Raw genomic sequence first — 19,296 nt, forward strand, 5'->3', positions numbered from 1 at the left:
CTAGCGCACATAAAAAAGCCCCCGGTCTTTTCAGGCCGGGGGCTTCTTGTTCAAAGCGACATCAGTACTTCTTGATATCAGCCTTGGTTTCCAACTGCTTGCGGTACGCCGCGAAGTCCTGCTGGCCGACACGGGAAGCGAGGAAGCGGCGGTATTGCGCCTTTTCTTCGTCCGTTGGGGCAGCCGCTTCGTTGACGCCGTTCAAGCGCACGATCACCAGGCTGCCATCAGCCAGGGTCACGGTGGTGAAGGTCGGCTTGTCCTTGGCCGCAGGCTTGGGCATGCGGAACAGGGCTTGCAGCACGGCCGGGTCAATCGCTTCCTGGCTACGGGTAGCCGCTTCAGTGACTTTCCAGGCCTGGCCGTCGACCGGCTGGTTCAGCGGGGTCTTGCCATCACGCAGGCTGGCGATCAGCTCGTCAGCGTGAGTCTTGGCAGCCGCGCTGGCGCGCTCCTTGGCCATCTGTGTGCGAATCGCCGCAGCAACGCTTTCCAGCGGCAGTTGCGCCGGTTTGCGGTGCTCTTTGGCACGCAGCACGATGATGGTTTCCGGGTCCAGCTCGATGGCGCTGCTGTTGGCACCCTCATCCAGCACTTCCGGGCTGAACGCAGCGGTGACCACGGCGCGGTTGGCCGCAACACCGTCACCACCTTCACGGCCAAACGGCGCGGAGGTGTGTACGGTCAGCTTCAGGTCCGATGCTGGTTGGGCCAGGTCGGAGGCTTCGAATGCCGCATCTTCCAATTGCTTGGTTGCTTCGACAAAACGCTGCTCGACCTGTTGGGTCTTGAGCTCGCGGGTCAGCTTGTCTTTCAGGCTGGCGAACGTCGGCACTTGCGGTGCTTCAACGCCCAACAGCTTGATCAAGTGCCAACCGAAGGTGCTGCGCACCGGTGCAGATACCTGGTCCTTGTTCAAGGCGTACAAGGCTGCTTCAAAGTCCGGGTCGTAGACGCCAGGGCCGGCAAAGCCCAGATCGCCGCCATTGTTGGCCGAACCTGGATCCTGGGAGAACTCCTTGGCCAGGGCCTCGAACTTCTCACCCTTGGCCAGGCGCGCCTGGATTTCTTCGATCTTGGCCTTGGCTTGCGCGTCGGTGACCTTGTCGTTGACTTCAATCAGGATGTGCGCGGCACGACGCTGTTCAGCAAGGTTGGCGGTTTCTTTCTGATAGGCAGCCTGCAGTTCATCGTCCTTGACGCTGACCTGATCGAAGAAGGAAGACTTCTTCAGTTCCAGGTAGTCGATGACCACCTGGTCCGGGGTCATGAACTCCTTGGCGTGCTGGTCATAGTAAGCCTTGACCTCGTCGTCGGTGAGTTTCACCGCCGCAGGGTTGGCCTTGATATTGACGGTAGCGAAATCACGGGTCTGTTTTTCCAGACGGGCGAATGCCAGCACTTCGGCGTCGGTCACGAAACCGCTGCCGGCGATGCCTGCGCGAACCTGGCCAATCAGCATTTCCTGGGTCAGCATCTGACGGAACTGCAGACGGCTGTAGCCCAACTGACGGATCACCTGGTCAAAGCGTTCGGCGTTGAACTTGCCGTCCACCTGGAATTCCGGGGTCTGCAGGATCACCTGGTCCAGTGCAGCTTCGGAGAAGCCAAACTTGGAGTCGGCGGCGCCTTGCAGCAGCAGCTTGCGATCGATCAGGCCCTTGAGGGCCGCTTCGCGCAGCAGTTTTTCGTCCAGCAGTGAAGCATCGAAATCCTTGCCCAGCTGTTGCATCAGCTGGCGACGTTGCATGTCGACGGCCTGGCTCAGTTCAGTCTGGGTGATTTCTTCACCGTTGACCTTGGCCACGTCCTGCTTGGTGTTGGTCGAAGCCTGGAAAATGGCCTCGATACCGGTGAACGCCATCAATGCGACGATGATCCCGATAATGGTCTTGGCAATCCAGCCTTGTGAATTGTCCCTGATATTTTGCAGCATGCGTCCCCCAGAAACGGTTGAACTTCAAAAATTGGCAACCGTGGAGCGTGGGTAGAGTCCGGATAGAAGAAAGGCGCATCCGAGGATGCGCCTTCTCGTAACTGGCGGAGCGGACGGGGGGTTGAATCTACACCCCCGGCTTGGCGACCCGATGGATACTTGGGTCAGCTTTCGCTCCGCTGCCAGGCCAGACCTGCGTCCGACCCGGGTAGCAAAGGCTTGATCGAAGCTTAGTTAACCGCTTCTTTCAGGGCTTTACCGGCTTTGAAACCTGGTTTCTTGGCAGCAGCGATTTGCAGTGCTTTGCCAGTCTGTGGGTTACGGCCAGTGCGAGCTGGGCGGTCAGTCACAGAGAAAGTACCGAAGCCTACCAGTACCACGGAGTCGCCGGCCTTCAGAGCGCCAGTGACGGATTCGATTACTGCATCCAGCGCACGGCCGGCAGCAGCTTTCGGGATATCAGCGGATGCAGCGATAGCATCAATCAGTTCCGACTTGTTCACTCTAAGTCCCCTTATATATCTATTGAGTATGATTCTAAGTTTTTTGGTAAACAGCAAAAACCAGTGCTGAATGGCCTACAGACACTTAAGAGCCGCTTTATAACAAGGGCTCTAAAAAGCTGTCAAGGAAGCCCCCAGGCTTATTCACATTAATGCGTGCTAATTCTTTCCTTGGAATCAGACTCTCGTTTTTCGTCCTTTGCAACTATCTCCGGAACCACATCCGGCAAGGGCTCCGGCGCGTATTGCAGCGCAATTTGCAGGACCTCGTCAATCCATTTAACCGGTTTAATCTGAAGATCCTGCTTGATATTGTCAGGAATTTCCTTCAAGTCGCGAACATTCTCTTCAGGAATGATCACAGTCTTGATGCCCCCGCGGTGTGCAGCCAGCAATTTCTCTTTCAGGCCACCAATGGCCAATACCTGGCCACGCAGGGTGATTTCCCCGGTCATCGCGACATCGGCGCGCACCGGTATGCCGGTCAATGCCGAAACCAGGGCCGTGCACATGCCTACGCCAGCGCTCGGGCCATCCTTCGGTGTAGCCCCTTCCGGCATGTGGATGTGGGTGTCGTGCTTCTCGTGGAAGTCCAGGGGGATCCCCAGGCTCCTGGCGCGGCTGCGCACCACGGTCTGCGCGGCGGTAATGGATTCGACCATCACGTCACCGAGGGAGCCGGTCTTGATCAACTGGCCCTTGCCGGGGATCACCGCAGCTTCGATGGTCAGCAATTCGCCGCCCACCTGGGTCCACGCCAGGCCAGTCACCTGCCCTACCTGATCCTGCTGTTCTGCCAGGCCGTAACGGAATTTACGCACACCCAGGAAGTGCTCAAGAGCGTCGGCCGTGACCTTCACCGAGAAGCGTTTTTCCAGCGCGTGCTCCTTGACCGCCTTGCGGCAAATCTTCGCGATCTGGCGCTCAAGCCCCCGTACACCGGCCTCGCGAGTGTAGTAGCGCACGATGTCGCGGATCGACTCGACGTCGAATTCGATCTCGCCCTTCTTCAGCCCATTGGCCGAAATCTGCTTGGGCGCGAGGTATTTGACGGCGATATTGATCTTCTCGTCTTCGGTGTAACCCGGCAGACGAATCACCTCCATCCGGTCCAGCAATGCCGGCGGAATATTCATGGAGTTGGAGGTGCACAGGAACATTACGTCGGACAGGTCGTAGTCGACCTCCAGGTAATGGTCGTTGAAATTGTGGTTCTGCTCAGGGTCGAGCACTTCCAGCAAGGCCGATGCCGGATCGCCGCGCATGTCGCTGCCCATTTTGTCGATTTCATCGAGCAGGAACAGCGGGTTGCGCACACCCACCTTTGTCATTTTTTGAATCAATCTTCCTGGCATCGAACCGATGTAAGTCCGGCGATGACCACGAATTTCCGCCTCATCGCGCACGCCACCGAGGGCCATGCGCACGAATTTACGGTTGGTGGCATTGGCGATGGACTCGGCCAGGGAGGTTTTACCTACCCCAGGCGGGCCAACCAGGCAAAGCACCGGGCCACGAATCTTCTTCACGCGCTTCTGCACGGCGAGGTATTCGAGGATGCGTTCTTTGACCTCTTCAAGGCCATAGTGGTCGGCATCAAGGATATCTTCGGCACGGGCCAGGTCCAGGCGTACCTTGGTCTGAGCCTTCCACGGCACCTGCACCAGCCAGTCGATGTACGAGCGCACCACGGTGGCTTCGGCCGACATCGGCGACATCTGCTTGAGCTTGTTCAACTCGGCGGTGGCTTTGGTCAGGGCGTCTTTAGGCAGGCCGGCAGCATCGATGCGCTTTTTCAGCTCTTCGATTTCGTTGTGGCCTTCCTCGCTGTCGCCGAGCTCCTTCTGAATGGCCTTCATCTGCTCATTCAGGTAGTACTCGCGCTGGCTGCGCTCCATTTGTTTTTTGACACGACCCCGGATGCGCTTCTCGACCTGGAGCAGGTCGATCTCGGCATCCAGCAACGCCAGCACGTGTTCGACACGGGCCGACAGGTCAATGATTTCGAGGATGTCCTGCTTCTGCTCGATCTTCAGCGCCATGTGCGCGGCCATGGTGTCGACCAGGCGGCTTGGCTCATCGATGCTATTGAGGGAAGACAGGACTTCAGCCGGGACTTTCTTTCCCAACTGCACGTACTGCTCGAACTGCGAGAGCAGGCTGCGCACAAACACTTCGGACTCGCGCTCAGGGGCCTCGACTTCGTCGATCAGCACCACTTCGGCGCGCAGGTGGCCGTCCACCTCCATGAAACGCTCTACCGCACCGCGCTGCTCGCCTTCCACCAGCACCTTGACGGTGCCATCGGGCAGCTTGAGCAGTTGCAGGACAGTGGCAATGGTGCCGACGCGATACAGGGCATCTTCGCCTGGATCATCATCGGCAGGGTTTTTCTGGGCCAACAGCAGGATTTGCTTGTCGCCCGTCATCGCGGCCTCGAGGGCTTCGATAGACTTCTCGCGCCCCACGAACAGCGGGATAACCATGTGCGGATAGACGACGACATCACGCAACGGCAGGAGAGGCAATTCGATGGTTGTCTTCATGATTTCGCCTCTATGACAGTTGAAAAATAAGCTTGAAACCAAGATGGGGGCTGCGTGTAAAAAAAACAAGCTCAATGCTGGCAGTTACACGCAGTAAAAATCCTTATGAAAAACAAAGGAGCCCCTAGAGGCCCCTTCGTTTGTACCAAAACTGCGAAACGCTTACGCGTCTGGCGCAGCCTTGGCAGTCGGCTCACTGTTTTCGTAGATATACAGTGGCTTGGACTTGCCTTCTATAACGCTTTCGTCGATCACCACTTTACTCACCTCGGACTGCGAGGGGATTTCGTACATGGTGTCGAGCAATACACCTTCGAGGATCGAACGCAGGCCACGTGCACCGGTCTTGCGCTCCAGTGCCCGCTTGGCCACCGATTTGAGCGCGTCGGTACGGAACTCGAGGTCCACACCTTCCATCTCGAACAGCTTGGCATATTGCTTGGTCAGGGCGTTTTTCGGTTCGGTGAGGATCTGAATCAGAGCCGCCTCATCCAACTCGTCCAACGTGGCCAGGACCGGCAGACGGCCAACGAATTCCGGGATCAGACCGAACTTGACCAGATCGTCAGGCTCGACTTCACGCAGGGACTCGCCCACCTTCTTGCCTTCTTCCTTGCTGCGCACTTCTGCACTGAAACCGATGCCGCCACGGGTAGACCGTTGCTGAATAACCTTCTCCAGGCCGGAGAATGCGCCGCCACAGATAAACAGGATGTTGCGCGTATCAACCTGAAGGAATTCCTGCTGCGGGTGCTTGCGGCCGCCTTGTGGCGGTACGGAAGCAACCGTGCCTTCGATCAGTTTCAACAGGGCCTGCTGCACGCCTTCACCGGAAACGTCCCGAGTGATCGACGGGTTGTCGGACTTGCGCGAGATCTTGTCGATTTCATCGATATAGACAATACCCATCTGGGCCTTCTCTACGTCGTAGTCGCACTTCTGCAGCAGCTTCTGAATGATGTTCTCGACATCTTCGCCCACGTAGCCAGCCTCGGTGAGGGTGGTGGCGTCGGCGATGGTGAACGGAACGTTCAGCAGGCGAGCGAGGGTTTCTGCAAGCAGGGTCTTACCCGAGCCTGTAGGACCGATCAGCAGGATGTTGCTCTTGCCGAGTTCGACTTCGTCGCCTTTCTTGTCACGCTGGTTCAAGCGCTTGTAGTGGTTGTATACCGCTACGGCCAGAACCTTCTTTGCACGCTCTTGACCAATCACATACTGATCAAGGATGCCGCTGATTTCTTTAGGCGAAGGCAATTTATGCGCGCTGCTTTCGGCCTGGGCTTCCTGCACCTCCTCACGGATGATGTCATTGCACAGGTCGACGCACTCGTCGCAGATAAAGACCGAGGGGCCGGCAATCAATTTGCGCACTTCATGCTGGCTTTTGCCACAGAAGGAGCAATAGAGCAGCTTGCCGTTGTCCTCGCCGTTGCGGGTGTCAGTCATTCGTTCGATCCAAATCCGATAGGCTTGCAACACAAGATGAAGGCTTATGCGGGCTTTTTCAAGCCCGCAGATGATCGGAAAACCCGACCAGCCCTATTTTGAGCGGCTTATATTAAGCGGGGCGCTTTTCGATCACTGCGTCGATCAACCCATATTCACGTGCGGCTTCGGCGCTCATGAAGTTGTCACGGTTGGTGTCGCGCTCGATTTCTTCCAGGGTGTGCCCGCTGTGCTTGGCCATCAGCGTGTTGAGGCGTTCGCGGATGAAGAGGATTTCCTTGGCGTGGATTTCAATGTCCGACGCCTGCCCCTGGAAACCGCCCAGTGGCTGGTGAATCATCACACGCGAGTTCGGCAGGCAGTAACGCTTGCCCTCGGCACCTGCGGTCAGCAGGAACGCGCCCATGCTGCAGGCCTGGCCAATGCAGGTCGTCGATACGTTCGGCTTGATGAACTGCATGGTGTCGTAGATCGACATGCCCGCTGTCACCGAACCGCCCGGCGAGTTGATGTAGAGATGGATGTCCTTGTCCGGGTTTTCCGCTTCAAGGAACAGCAGTTGCGCACAGATCAGGTTGGCCATGTAGTCCTCTACCGGGCCCACCAGAAAGATCACTCGCTCCTTGAGCAGGCGCGAGTAGATGTCGTAGGCGCGTTCGCCACGAGCGGACTGCTCGACAACCATCGGGACCAGGCCGCCTGCGGCCTGGATATCAGAGTTCTGCTGAATATAGGAATTACGGAACATGCTCTGCAGTTACTCCCAAATAGTCATGTCTTGAAAACGCATAAGCCAGCGCGAGGCTGGCTTATGGTTGAATTTCCAACGAGTTGGACAATCAGTCGGCTTGTGCTGCTTCCGCCGGCTTGACTGCTTCTTCGTAAGAGACCGCTTTATCGGTCACCTTAGCCTTCTGCAGAACAGTATCCACAACTTGTTCTTCCAGCACAACCGAACGTACTTCGTTCAGCTGCTGGTCGTTCTTGTAGTACCAGGCCACGACCTGCTCAGGCTCCTGGTAGGCCGAAGCCATTTCCTGGATCATTTCGCGGACGCGATCTTCGTCAGGCTTGAGGTCGAACTGCTTGACCACTTCAGCCACGATCAGACCCAGCACCACACGGCGCTTGGCTTGCTCTTCGAACAGCTCGGCCGGCAGTTGGTCTGGCTTGATGTTGCCGCCGAACTGCTGGACAGCCTGTACGCGCAGGCGATCCACTTCGTTGGACAGCAGGGCCTTAGGCACTTCGATCGGGTTGGAGGCCAGCAGACCATCCATGACCTGGTTCTTGACCTTGGACTTGATAGCCTGGCGCAGCTCGCGCTCCATGTTCTTGCGAACTTCGGTGCGGAAGCCTTCGATACCTGTTTCCTTGATGCCGAACTGATTGAAGAACTCTTCGTTCAGCTCTGGCAGCTTAGGCTCGGAAACGCTGTTGACGGTCACGGTGAACTCGGCGGCTTTGCCAGCCAGGTCCAGGTTCTGGTAGTCAGCAGGGAATTCCAGGTTCAGGACACGCTCTTCGCCGGCCTTGGCGCCAACCAGGCCGTCTTCGAAGCCAGGAATCATGCGGTTGGAACCCAGCACCAGCTGAGTGCCCTTGGCGGAGCCGCCAGCGAATGCTTCGCCGTCAACCTTGCCAACGAAATCGATGTTCAGCTGGTCTTCGTTCTGGGCAGCACGGTCGACCACTTCGAAACGGGTGTTCTGCTTGCGCAGGATTTCCAGCATGTTGTCCAGGTCCGAATCAGCCACTTCGGCGCTCAGGCGCTCGATAGCGATACCGTCGAAACCGGCCACTTCGAACTCAGGGAACACTTCGAATACGGCAACGTATTCCAGGTCCTTGCCCGCTTCCAGGGACTTGGGCTCGATCGAAGGCGAACCAGCCGGGTTCAGCTTTTGCTCAACCACTGCTTCGTAGAAAGAAGCCTGGATCACGTCACCGACGGCTTCATTGCGTGCATCAGCACCAAAACGGCGCTTGATTTCGCTCATTGGCACTTTGCCTGGACGGAAACCAGCGATCTTGGCCTTTTGGGCAGTCTGCTGCAGACGCTTGTTGACCGCAGTCTCGATGCGCTCAGCCGGCACGGTGATGCTCATGCGGCGCTCGAGAGCAGTAGTATTTTCAACAGAAACTTGCATGGATATTCCTCGTTGCACAGACGTTAGCCGGCCATTTCCGACCCCAATCAAGGGCATGCATTCTAGTGGGTCAAACTCAAGAAGTCACCCTACTGGAAATACGCCCGTAAACAGCCGGCAATTTATCGGTACGAAGGCACTGTCGCGCCCCGCCCCGGTGACAAATAAAGCCAATCACGCCAGGGCTCTGCGCCGCCCCTCTATATATAGAAGGGATCGTCGCCCATCTCCCTGACGGCCTACCTCGCAATGAAGGCAGATAACAATGCAGTATCATCGAGACACATAAATACGATGAAACGCATCGCCATCGCGACCCACAACCCGCAGCCACGAAAAACCGAACCGCCAAAACCAAAAAAGGCGCCAGACTGTTAAATCTGGCGCCTTTCGAATATGGGGTGGACGAAGGGGATCGAACCCTCGACAACGGGAGTCACAATCCCGTGCTCTACCAACTGAGCTACGCCCACCATATTGCGTTAACAAAGAAACCAAACTACTTCTTTGTCTAACCCCACCCTGCATGTAAACCGAGTAAGGCCTTATTTGGTGCGGATGAAGAGACTCGAACTCTTACGCCTCGCGGCGCTGGAACCTAAATCCAGTGTGTCTACCAATTCCACCACATCCGCGCTTGAAGCTCTTAAAGCAAAGGCGCCAGACGGTTAATCTGGCGCCTTTCAAAATATGGGGTGGACGAAGGGGATCGAACCCTCGACAACGGGAGTCACAATCCCGTGCTCTACCAACTGAGCTACGCCCACCATATAGCGCTACTTGTGCCAAAGCTGCCTAATGGCGCACCCGGCAGGACTCGAACCTGCGACCATCCGCTTAGAAGGCGGATGCTCTATCCAGCTGAGCTACGGGCGCCTTATTAATCTGTACTCTTGGAGGATTACAAACTAAGTGCTTCCAGCCTTGCAGAACAACCATTCTGCTCGACCTTCTTAACCAGTGCTAGGCTGTGCCCGACAAGTGCGACGAATAGTATAGAGGGCCTGGAAACCCGTCAAATCTTTTTTGAAAAAAATTCATTTTATTTAAGGGGTTAGGCCAATTTGCGGACCAAGCGCCTTTGCCCTCACGCCGTGGCGTGCGAGAATGCGCGCACTTTTCCTCCCCCTCTCGATGGTTAATCACGCGTAATGACTGCACAACTTATCGACGGCAAATCAATCGCCGCCAGCCTGCGCCAGCAGATCGCCAAACGAGTCACCGAGCGCAGCCAGCAAGGCTTGCGCACGCCTGGCCTCGCGGTGATCCTGGTCGGCAGCGATCCTGCCTCTCAGGTTTATGTCTCGCACAAGCGTAAAGACTGTGAAGAGGTCGGCTTTCTTTCCAAGGCCTACGACCTGCCTGCCGACACCACCCAGCAGGCCCTGACCGACCTGATCGACAGCCTCAACGACGACCCGGCGATGGACGGCATCCTCCTGCAATTGCCATTGCCCGCGCACCTGGACGCGTCCAAGCTGCTCGAGCGCATCCGCCCTGACAAAGACGTCGACGGTTTCCATCCTTATAACGTTGGCCGCCTGGCGCAGCGTATCCCACTGCTGCGCCCGTGCACGCCCAAAGGCATCATGACCCTGCTGGAAAGCACCGGTGTCGACCTGTACGGCCTTGATGCCGTCGTCGTCGGCGCGTCCAACATCGTGGGCCGCCCAATGGCCATGGAGTTGCTGCTGGCCGGCTGCACCGTCACCGTGACCCACCGCTTCACCAAGGACCTGGCCGGCCACGTTGGCCGTGCCGACCTGGTCGTCGTGGCCGCCGGCAAGCCGGGCCTGGTCAAGGGCGAATGGATCAAGGAAGGCGCCATCGTCATCGACGTGGGCATCAACCGCCAGGAAGACGGCAAGCTGGTCGGCGACGTGGTGTATGAAACCGCCCTGCCCCGCGCTGGCTGGATCACCCCGGTGCCGGGTGGCGTTGGCCCGATGACCCGTGCCTGCCTGCTGGAAAACACCCTGTACGCCGCAGAAACCCTGCACGGTTAATAACCAGCCGTACTGAAAAAGCCCTGCCTTATCGCAGGGCTTTTTATTGCCCGGAAGAAAAGCTGTTTTTTCTTAGTTTTTAAGCACTTTCGTCCGGTTTTAGAAGAACATTCGACAGTCTCTCGTCCATACTCCTAAAATGTAACGCCATTTATCACAAAACCCGTTTCCCAACGGTATTTCTTACTTTTTAGCGAGTTCATCCGCGTGAAAATTCGTCTTTCCATTGTCAGCCTGTTTTTTGCGTTCACCGGCACCTTTGCACACGCTGCCGACTCCGCCCTGGCGCCGCGGGATCCCTCCAAACTGCAGATCGCTTCCGGCAGCGCCATGCTGGTGGACCTGCAGACCAACAAGGTCATCTACGCCAGCAATCCCGACGTGGTAGTGCCTATCGCCTCGGTGAGCAAGCTGATGACGGGCCTGATCGTGCTTGAAGCCAAGCAGAACATGGACGAGTACATCGACATCAACATCACCGACACGCCAGAGATGAAAGGCGTGTTCTCCCGCGTGAAGATCGGCAGCCAGATGCCGCGCAGGGAGATGTTGCTGATTGCCCTGATGTCCTCGGAAAACCGCGCCGCCGCTAGCCTGGCGCACCACTATCCGGGCGGCTACGCGGCCTTTATTGCCGCGATGAACGCCAAGGCCAAGGCCCTGGGCATGACCAGCACCCATTATGTCGAGCCCACCGGCCTGTCGATCCACAACGTGTCCACCGCCCGCGACTTGAGCAAGCTGCTGGCCTATGCGCAAAAATTTCCGATGCTGAGCCAGTTGAGCACCACCAAGGAAAAGACCGTAGCGTTCCGCAAGCCCAACTACACCCTGGGTTTCTCCAATACCGACCACCTGATCAACCGCGCCAACTGGGATATCAAGCTGACCAAGACCGGTTTCACCAACCAGGCCGGTCATTGCCTGGTGCTGGTCACCCGCATGGGTAATCGTCCCGTGTCGCTGGTGATCCTGGATGCTTTCGGCAAATTCACCCACTTTGCCGATGCCAGCCGTATCCGTAGCTGGGTCGAGACCGGCAAGGGCGGCTCGGTGCCGGACGTCGCGCTGCGCTACAAGGCTGACAAGAACCTGAAGAACCGCGCGAATGCCGCCGAAGTCCGCCGTTAAGGAACACCGAGAACGCATTTAGGAGGGGCTCGCCCCTCCCATTTTATTTGTGTTCCGCCAACACCTTGAGCGCCTGCGCTGCCGCCCGCTCCTGCCCGGCCTGGGCCGTTGCGTTCGCCGAATCCCGCCAGCGCTGCGCATCCACATTGGCCGGTAATTGGCTCGGGCGCTGGGTGACGATTGCCCAGTGCCCGGCACTGCTCCACTTCGACTCAAAGTCGCTGAAGCTCATCAGCAGGCGTCGGTCCATGCCTGAACGCAACAGCACCGTGCTTTTCTGCTGGTTGAAACCCACCACCACCACGTAGTGCGCGTCAGACAACAGGCCGCCGCCAATCCGCGCCATCACCGGGTAACCCGCCGCCACCTGCGCCAGTACCGCGGTCAGCTTGGCATCCAGCGGGTACACCATCAGCCCGTACTCACGGGCCAGCACCTGCATGTTGCGCTCCAGGTCCGCTTCACCGCCCGGCAAATGCAACGGTTTATCCAACAAGCCCGGTGTCATCACAATGCCTTGTTGCGACAGCATGCTGGCTAATGCTGTAGGACCACTCTGATAAGCCTCGCTGCGAAAGGTCGGCACACCATTGAGTTCGACACGTTCCGGCAGGCCCGGAAGTTTCGACGGCTGCCCGGAACAGGCCGCGAGCCCCAGGGCACAGGCCAGCAACAAGGATGTTTTAAGGTTCGACCGTAACCGCAATTTTTTACTCTCTTGATCAACTGCCGGTGAGGGCCCTGATCATAGGACGCTCTGCCACGCGGGTATAGCCCATAGGCTCAGTAAAGCGTCGCGGTTAGAGCAAACGAGTTGGACGAACACGACCATTGGTCAATAGCAGGCAACCGCCGGGTAGCTAGACTGTCCATTGAGAAGACTGTGTGTGCCCCCTGCGGGGCGAAAGGAGGCCAAAATGAGCCTTGCAACAACGATTTTCCTGTTGATCTGCGGTTGGCTGGCGGTAGCCGGCGCCATGTTGTGGGGGGTGTTGCGCATTACCCGCCGGCACCATCACCCCCACGTCAAACCTGAGGCACCCGCCAAGCCCCATAGAGCGGCGGTGCACCACGCCTAGCCAGGCATGCAATTGAAATCCTGAGTCGCCGCGACTTCTTTACCGTGCCCGTCCATCAGGGATGCGCGCACGGTGGTGCCCAGGCTCGACTCCACCAGGGTGTAATGCTCACCCGCCTTGAAATCCTTGTACTCGACCCGACCCTGGCAGTCCTGCTGGTTGTCGTCGCCTGCCTCTTCCTCGAACAACGTCACGTCCAGGCGGTGATCCCCGGGGGTCACCTCGAAAAAGCGCCCGTCGTCGACACGCTTGCCGTCCACACGCTCGGCCATCAGGTCGTTCGGCGCTTCTTCTTTCAAGCCGATCCAGGCTTCGCTGGGGTCCGCCTTGGGAATCGGGCCGGCACAGGCCGACAACAACAAAACAGCCCCCAGGGCGGGGATCAACAATAAAGGTTTGAGTGACATGGCAGGGCTCCAAAGAACATCAGTTAAAAGACAAGTCGTCCGATGGGGTGCAAGCTTGGGCAGCCACGCCTTGTAGAACAAATGAATCCATATGAAACGATCTTCAGCCCTTACCTAAATGTTCCTTCACCTGGCTGAAAGGCGCGTGTTAGGTGGGTCAGGCAAGACTGCCGGGGTTTGCAATCCTGCTCCCTCGGAGGTTCACGCATGCTCGGGCTGGTAAAGACCGCACTGCAAAAGCCGTACACGTTTATCGTGTTGGCCATATTCATCTGCATCATCGGGCCGATGGCGGCCCTGCGAACCCCCACCGACGTGTTTCCCGATATCGGCATCCCTGTGGTCGCCGTGGTCTGGCAGTACAACGGCCTGTCGCCGGACGCCATGGCCGGCCGGGTGATCTACACCTATGAACGCTCCCTGAGCACCACCGTCAACGACATCGAACATATCGAATCGCAATCCCTGCCCGGCATGGGCATCGTGAAGATTTTCTTCCAGCCCGGCGTCGACATCCGCACCGCCAACGCCCAAGTGACCGCCGTATCACAAACGGTGCTCAAGCAGATGCCACCGGGCATCACGCCACCGCTGATCCTCAACTACAGCGCCTCCACGGTGCCAATCCTGCAAATGGCGTTCTCCAGCCCCACGCTGTCGGAAGCCAAAATTCGCGACCTGGTGCAGAACAATATCCGCCTGCCCCTCAGCGCCCTGCCCGGCCTGGCCATGCCCACGCCGATGGGTGGCAAGCAGCGGCAGATCACCCTCGACCTCGACCCCCAGGCGCTGGCGGCCAAAGGCTTGTCGGCCCAGGATGTGGGCAATGCCCTGGCGCTGCAGAACCAGATCATCCCGGTGGGCACCGCCAAACTCGGCCCCAATGAATACACGATCCTGCTCAACAACAGCCCCAAGGCCATCGATGAGCTCAACGACCTGCCGATCAAGACCGTCGACGGCGCGCTGATCACCATCGGCCAGGTTGCCCACGTGCGCGACGGTTCGCCGCCGCAGACCAACATCGTGCGCGTCGACGGCCATCGCGCGGTGCTGATGCCGGCGTTGAAAAACGGCAGCATTTCCACCTTGTCGATCATCGACGGTATCCGCCAGATGCTGCCGCGCATCAACGAAACCCTGCCGCCGTCATTGAAGACCTCGTTGCTGGGCGACGCCTCGGTATTCGTCAAGCAATCGGTGGGCAGCGTGGCCCAGGAAGGCATCATCGCCGCGCTGCTGACCAGTGCGATGATCCTGCTGTTCCTCGGCAGCTGGCGCTCCACGATCATTATCGCGGCGTCGATTCCCCTGGCGGTACTGTCGGCCATTGCGCTGCTGGCGGTCAGCGGGCAGACCCTCAACGTCATGACCCTCGGCGGGCTGGCGTTGGCCGTAGGGATCCTGGTGGACGACGCCACGGTGACCATCGAAAACATCAACTGGCACCTGGAACAAGGCAAGGCGGTGAAGACCGCGATCCTCGACGGTGCCGCGCAAATTGTCGGCCCGGCGTTCGTCTCGCTGCTGTGCATCTGCATCGTGTTCGTGCCGATGTTCCTGCTGCAAGGCATCGCCGGTTATCTGTTCCGGCCGATGGCGCTGGCGGTGATCTTTGCCATGGCCAGCTCATTCATTCTTTCGCGCACCCTGGTGCCGACGCTGGCGATGTTCCTGCTCAAGCCACATATGCCGGAGCCAGGTGCCGGACATCACCCTGAAGACGAATTCATCAACCACCATGAGGGCGAGCAGCACAAGAAACCGCGCAATGCCGCGCTGCAAGCCGTGCTGAATTTCCAGCAAGGTTTCGAGCGTCACTTCTCGAATATCCGCGACACCTACCATGGCCTGCTGACGTTGGCCCTGGGCAATCGCAAGGGTTTTATCGTCGGCTTCCTTGCCTGTGTGCTCGCCTCATTCCTGCTGTTGCCCAGCCTGGGCCAGGACTTTTTCCCGGCGACGGATGCCGGCGCGCTGGCCCTGCATGTGCGCCTGCCGCTGGGCACGCGTATCGAAGAAAGCGCCGCCGCCTTCGACCGCATCGAAGCGCGGATCCGTGAAGTGATCCCCGCCGAAGAACTGGACACCATCGTCGATAACATTGGCATTCCGCTCAGCGGCATCGACATGGCCTACAGCAGCAGCGGTACCATCGGCCCGCAGGATGGCGACATCCAGGTCAGCCTGAAAAAGGGCCATGCGCCTACCGCGGACTACGTGAAGAAACTGCGTGAAGCGCTGCCGCAGAGTTTCCCTGGCAGCCACTTTGCGTTCCTGCCGGCGGACATCAGCAGCCAGATCCTCAACTTCGGCGCGCCGGCGCCGCTGGACGTGAAAATCTCCGGGCGCAGCGATGCAGAAAACCGCGCCTATGCCGTCGAGTTGGAACGTCGCCTGCAACACGTGCCCGGTATCGCCGACCTGCGCATCCAGCAGTCCACCGGCTACCCGTCGCTGCAGGTGAATGTCGACCGCATGCGCGCCAACGGCCTGGGCATTACCGAGCGGGACGTGACCAACAGCATGGTGGCGTCGCTGGCCGGCAGTTCGCAGACCGCGCCGACCTTCTGGCTCAACCCGGCCAACGGCGTGTCCTATTCCATTGTCGCCGCCACCCCGCAATACCGCCTCGACAGCCTGCCGTCGCTGGAAGCGCTGCCGGTCACCGGCGCCGATGGGCAGTCGCAGATCCTCGGCGGCGTAGCAACTATCTCCCGCGTGCAAAGCTCGGCGGTGGTGACCCACTACAACATCGAACCGACCCTGGACCTGTACGCCAACGTGCAGGGCCGCGACCTCGGCGGCGTAGCCCGCGACGTGCAAAAGGTGCTGGATGACACCGCGCATCTGCGCCCCAAAGGCGCGACGATCAGCCTGCACGGGCAGATCGATGCGCTGCATGAGGCCTTCAGCGGCTTGAGCCTTGGCCTGCTGGGTGCGGTGGTGCTGATCTACCTGCTGATCGTGGTCAACTTCCAGTCGTGGGCCGACCCGTTCGTCATCATCACCGCGTTGCCGGCGGCGCTCGCAGGCATCGTGTGGATGCTGTTCCTCAGCGGCACCTCCTTGTCGGTGCCGGCGCTCACCGGCGCCATCCTGTGCATGGGCGTCGCCACGGCCAACTCGATCCTGGTGGTGAGCTTCTGCCGTGAGCGCCTGGCCGAACATGGTGATGCGTTGAAAGCCGCCATGGAGGCCGGTTACACGCGCTTCCGCCCGGTGTGCATGACCGCCCTGGCGATGATCATCGGCATGTTGCCCCTGGCAATTTCCGAGGAGCAGAACGCCCCGCTCGGGCGCGCCGTCATCGGCGGTTTGATCTTCGCGACCCTCGCCACATTGTTGTTTGTTCCCGTGGTCTTCAGCCTGGTCCACGGTCGTCACCCTACTCGCGCAGTTGCAGGAGAAACCCCACATGTCGTCTGATCACAAACCCTCGCGCAAGCGTCTGATGCTCATGGGTGTCGGCGGCCTGACCCTGGCCGCCCTGTTGGTCGCCAACGGCCTGCATGCCCGCACGCTGCACGAACAATCGGTCACGGCCTGGACCGAGACCGCCGCCATCCCGCACGTGATGGTGTTCCAGCCCCGGCAGAATGTGGCCGGCGATACCTTGCGCCTGCCGGCGCACCTGGAAGCCTGGAGCAAGGCGCCGATCCACGCCCGGGTCAGCGGTTACCTGAAGGATTGGAAAGTCGATATCGGCAGCCGGGTCAAGGCCGGGCAAGTCCTCGCGGAAATCGACAGCCCCGACCTGGATCAACAGCTGGCGCAGACCCATGCACGCCTGGTGCAGGAACAGGCCAACGCACGCCTGGCCGAAACCACCGCCACGCGCTGGCAAAACCTGCTGGCCAGCCATTCGGTCTCGCGCCAGGAGGCCGATGAAAAAACCTCCAATGCCGCTGCCGCCAAGGCCAACGCCGAGGCCGCCGCTGCCGACTACGCCCGGCTGTCGGCGCTGGAAAACTACAAGACCCTTCGCGCCCCGTTCGCCGGCACCATCACCGCGCGCAACACCGATATCGGCCAGCTGATCAAGGCCGACACCGACAGCGATCCGGAACTGTTCAACATTGCCGACACCCATCAATTGCGCCTCTACGTACCGGTGCCGCAGAACTACGCAGCGGTCATCCATCCGGGCCTTGAAGCCGAGCTGACCGTGCCCGAGCACCCCGGCAAGCATTTCAAGGCGCGCCTGATCGGTGACTCCACCGCCATCGACCGCCGCTCCGGCACCCTGCTCGCCCAGTTCGTCGCCGACAACCCCGACGGCGAGCTGCTGCCCGGTGATTATGCCGAGGCCACCCTGCCGATTCCGGCCGATACCCATGGCGTGAGCATCCCGGCCAGCGCCCTGATCTTCCGCGCCCAGGGCACCCAGGTGGCGGTGTTGGACGGGCAGAACCGTGTGCACCTGCAGCCCATCCATATCGGCCTCGACCTGGGCGAACGCCTGGTGATCGACCAGGGCTTGAAACCCGCCGACCGCATCGTCGACAACCCGCCCGATGCCCTGCGCGAAGGTGATCCCGTGCAGCTCGCCGATGCCTCCGGAGGTGCGCATGCGCATAAGGCTTAAACCGCTCGCCGCATTGACGCTGCTGCTCTTGCAGGGTTGCTCGATGGCGCCGACCTACAAGGTGCCGGCGATCGACCTGCCGCCCCACTACCGCGAACAGACCAGCGATGGCCCCTGGCACAGCGCGCAGCCGTCCGACCAACTGGCACCCGAATGGTGGAAGCTCTACAACGATTCGCGCCTGAATGACCTGCAACAGCAGCTGCTCAAGGCCAACCCGGACCTGGCGGCGGCGCTGGCGCACTTTGATGCTTCCCAAGCGTATGCCAGCCAACTGCACGCAGGCCTGTTCCCGCAGATCACCGCCAGCGCGCAACCGCTGCGCCAGCGGCAATCGGATTCGCGACCGTTGCGGGGGGATACGCAACCGTCGGTGTACAACAGCAACATCGCGGGGTTTTCCTTGAGCTATGACCTGGACCTGTGGGGCAAAATCCGCAACCAGGTCGCGGCCGGCGATGCCCAGGCGCAAGCGTCCGGGGATGACCTGGCGGTGGCACGCCTGAGTTTGCAGCGTCAGTTGGCGACCTTGTACGTGCAGCTCAATGGGCTGGATGCACAGAGCCGGATTCTCACTCGCTCGCTGGATGATTTCAGCCAGGCATTGCAATTGACCCGCAGCCGCTACGAGGGCCAGATAGCCTCGGAGCTGGACCTGACCCGTGCGCAAAATCAACTGGCGCAGGCCAGGGCGCAATTGGATGAAGTGCGCGGCCAACGCAACCTCACCGAGCACGCCATCGGTGAGTTGGTGGGCGTGGCAGCCAGCGACTTTACCTTGCCGCCCGGCCAGCAACTGATCGCCCTGCCGGAAATTCCGTCACAGTTACCAAGCCACCTGTTGCAACGTCGCCCGGATATTGCAGCGGCAGAGCGCCGGGTGTTTGCGGCCAACGCAAATGTCGGCGTGGCCAAGGCGGCGTGGTACCCGGACTTCAGCTTGACCGGGTTGATTGGCGGGCAGACACAGGGCGTCGGCAATCTGCTGTCGGCGGGCAATCGGTATTGGGCGCTGGGACCGTTGGTGAACCTGCCGATCTTCGACGGTGGCCGCTTGAGCGCCAATGAACGCCAGGCCAAGGCCGAGTTTGAAGAGGCGTCGGCGCAGTACCGTAGCCAGGTGCTGAAGGCCGTGCGCGAGGTGGAAGATAACCTGGCGCAACTACGGGATTTGCAGCAGGAGGCGCAGGATGAACAGGCGGCAGCGGATGCGGCGCAGCATACGCAATCATTGGCGATGAACAGCTATCAGGCGGGGGCGGTCAGTTACCTGGATGTGGTGACCGCGCAGACGGCGGCGTTGCAGGCGCAGCGGACATTGCAGGCGGTGCAGACGCGGCAGTTGCAGGCCAGTGTAGGACTCATGACCGCACTCGGCGGCGGCTGGCAACCTGGCGCCTGACATCACCCCAGGCACAGTGATAGCGGTGGAACAGCCAGTTTATCCGTAGCTGAGCCCCCCGATTGCGGTGATTCAGCCAATCTTCACTGACTGATCCACCGC

General features: G+C 59.6%; 14 protein-coding genes and 4 tRNA genes. 6 read left to right on the forward strand and 12 right to left on the reverse strand.

All coding sequences use genetic code 11. The features are described 5' to 3' along the window. Positions 1-61 precede the first annotated feature (61 nt). The 10 genes from J1N02_RS02250 to J1N02_RS02295 form a co-directional block, all read right to left on the reverse strand. Complete coding sequence (locus tag J1N02_RS02250) at positions 62-1,936, reverse strand: SurA N-terminal domain-containing protein (RefSeq protein ID WP_027606244.1); 1,875 nt, start codon at positions 1,934-1,936, stop codon at positions 62-64. 230 nt (positions 1,937-2,166) lie between these two features. Continuing rightward, a complete protein-coding gene (locus J1N02_RS02255) occupies positions 2,167-2,439 on the reverse strand; it encodes an HU family DNA-binding protein (protein WP_003174819.1) in 273 nt (90 codons plus the stop codon). A 149-nt stretch (positions 2,440-2,588) separates the two neighbouring features. Next, the gene (gene lon, locus J1N02_RS02260; RefSeq protein ID WP_027606243.1) at positions 2,589-4,985 is read right to left on the reverse strand and encodes an endopeptidase La; all 2,397 of its coding nucleotides are present in this window, start codon (positions 4,983-4,985) and stop codon (positions 2,589-2,591) included. A 162-nt stretch (positions 4,986-5,147) separates the two neighbouring features. Continuing rightward, positions 5,148-6,431, reverse strand: a complete 1,284-nt coding sequence (gene clpX, locus J1N02_RS02265; RefSeq protein WP_003238279.1) for an ATP-dependent Clp protease ATP-binding subunit ClpX — start codon at positions 6,429-6,431, stop codon at positions 5,148-5,150. A 112-nt stretch (positions 6,432-6,543) separates the two neighbouring features. Then, a complete protein-coding gene (clpP, locus tag J1N02_RS02270) occupies positions 6,544-7,179 on the reverse strand; it encodes an ATP-dependent Clp endopeptidase proteolytic subunit ClpP (protein ID WP_003174822.1) in 636 nt (211 codons plus the stop codon). 91 nt (positions 7,180-7,270) lie between these two features. Beyond that, the gene (gene tig / locus J1N02_RS02275; protein WP_027606242.1) at positions 7,271-8,581 is read right to left on the reverse strand and encodes a trigger factor; all 1,311 of its coding nucleotides are present in this window, start codon (positions 8,579-8,581) and stop codon (positions 7,271-7,273) included. A 397-nt stretch (positions 8,582-8,978) separates the two neighbouring features. Continuing rightward, positions 8,979-9,054: transfer RNA gene (locus J1N02_RS02280), tRNA-His, on the reverse strand. 77 nt (positions 9,055-9,131) lie between these two features. After that, positions 9,132-9,216: transfer RNA gene (locus J1N02_RS02285), tRNA-Leu, on the reverse strand. Positions 9,217-9,272: 56 nt separating this feature from the next. Beyond that, a tRNA-His gene (locus J1N02_RS02290) sits at positions 9,273-9,348 on the reverse strand. Between the two features lie 32 nt (positions 9,349-9,380). Beyond that, positions 9,381-9,457 (reverse strand) — tRNA-Arg (locus J1N02_RS02295). 275 nt (positions 9,458-9,732) lie between these two features. Here J1N02_RS02295 and folD point away from each other — a divergent pair. Both folD and pbpG read left to right on the forward strand, forming a co-directional pair. Further along, positions 9,733-10,587: a bifunctional methylenetetrahydrofolate dehydrogenase/methenyltetrahydrofolate cyclohydrolase FolD gene (gene folD, locus J1N02_RS02300; protein WP_027606241.1), complete on the forward strand. Its 855-nt coding sequence runs from the start codon at positions 9,733-9,735 to the stop codon at positions 10,585-10,587. Between the two features lie 207 nt (positions 10,588-10,794). Then, complete coding sequence (gene pbpG / locus J1N02_RS02305; protein WP_027606240.1) at positions 10,795-11,718, forward strand: D-alanyl-D-alanine endopeptidase; 924 nt, start codon at positions 10,795-10,797, stop codon at positions 11,716-11,718. 43 nt (positions 11,719-11,761) lie between these two features. Here the strand turns inward: pbpG and J1N02_RS02310 are convergent, their stop codons facing one another. Further along, positions 11,762-12,424: a C39 family peptidase gene (locus J1N02_RS02310; protein ID WP_027606239.1), complete on the reverse strand. Its 663-nt coding sequence runs from the start codon at positions 12,422-12,424 to the stop codon at positions 11,762-11,764. A gap of 211 nt (positions 12,425-12,635) precedes the next feature. Here J1N02_RS02310 and J1N02_RS02315 point away from each other — a divergent pair, with 211 nt between their 5' ends. Beyond that, positions 12,636-12,797, forward strand: coding sequence for a hypothetical protein (locus J1N02_RS02315; RefSeq protein WP_166655314.1), 162 nt, complete (start codon positions 12,636-12,638; stop codon positions 12,795-12,797). On the opposite strand, the gene J1N02_RS02320 is transcribed toward J1N02_RS02315, so the two are convergent. After that, positions 12,794-13,204 carry a hypothetical protein gene (locus J1N02_RS02320; RefSeq protein ID WP_065927021.1) on the reverse strand — a complete coding sequence of 137 codons (411 nt, stop codon included), beginning with the start codon at positions 13,202-13,204 and terminating at the stop codon, positions 12,794-12,796. The two genes, J1N02_RS02315 and J1N02_RS02320, sit on opposite strands and share 4 nt — an antisense overlap. Positions 13,205-13,411: 207 nt before the next feature. Between J1N02_RS02320 and J1N02_RS02325 the strand changes: the two genes are divergently transcribed. The 3 genes from J1N02_RS02325 to J1N02_RS02335 are packed head-to-tail and all read left to right on the forward strand — an operon-like array spanning position 13,412 to position 19,194. Then, positions 13,412-16,633 carry an efflux RND transporter permease subunit gene (locus tag J1N02_RS02325; RefSeq protein ID WP_421147111.1) on the forward strand — a complete coding sequence of 1,074 codons (3,222 nt, stop codon included), beginning with the start codon at positions 13,412-13,414 and terminating at the stop codon, positions 16,631-16,633. Next, entirely contained in the window at positions 16,623-17,792 is a 1,170-nt protein-coding gene (locus tag J1N02_RS02330; protein ID WP_115488538.1) for an efflux RND transporter periplasmic adaptor subunit, read from the forward strand. Before J1N02_RS02325 ends, J1N02_RS02330 begins: the two co-directional genes overlap by 11 nt. Further along, a complete protein-coding gene (locus tag J1N02_RS02335; RefSeq protein ID WP_421147112.1) occupies positions 17,776-19,194 on the forward strand; it encodes an efflux transporter outer membrane subunit in 1,419 nt (472 codons plus the stop codon). The genes J1N02_RS02330 and J1N02_RS02335 overlap by 17 nt, the downstream gene beginning before the upstream one ends. The last annotated feature ends 102 nt before the right edge of the window (positions 19,195-19,296 follow it).

The organism is Pseudomonas sp. NFX5 (assembly GCF_049132125.1).
GTDB classification, from domain to species: Bacteria; Pseudomonadota; Gammaproteobacteria; order Pseudomonadales; family Pseudomonadaceae; genus Aquipseudomonas; species Aquipseudomonas marginalis.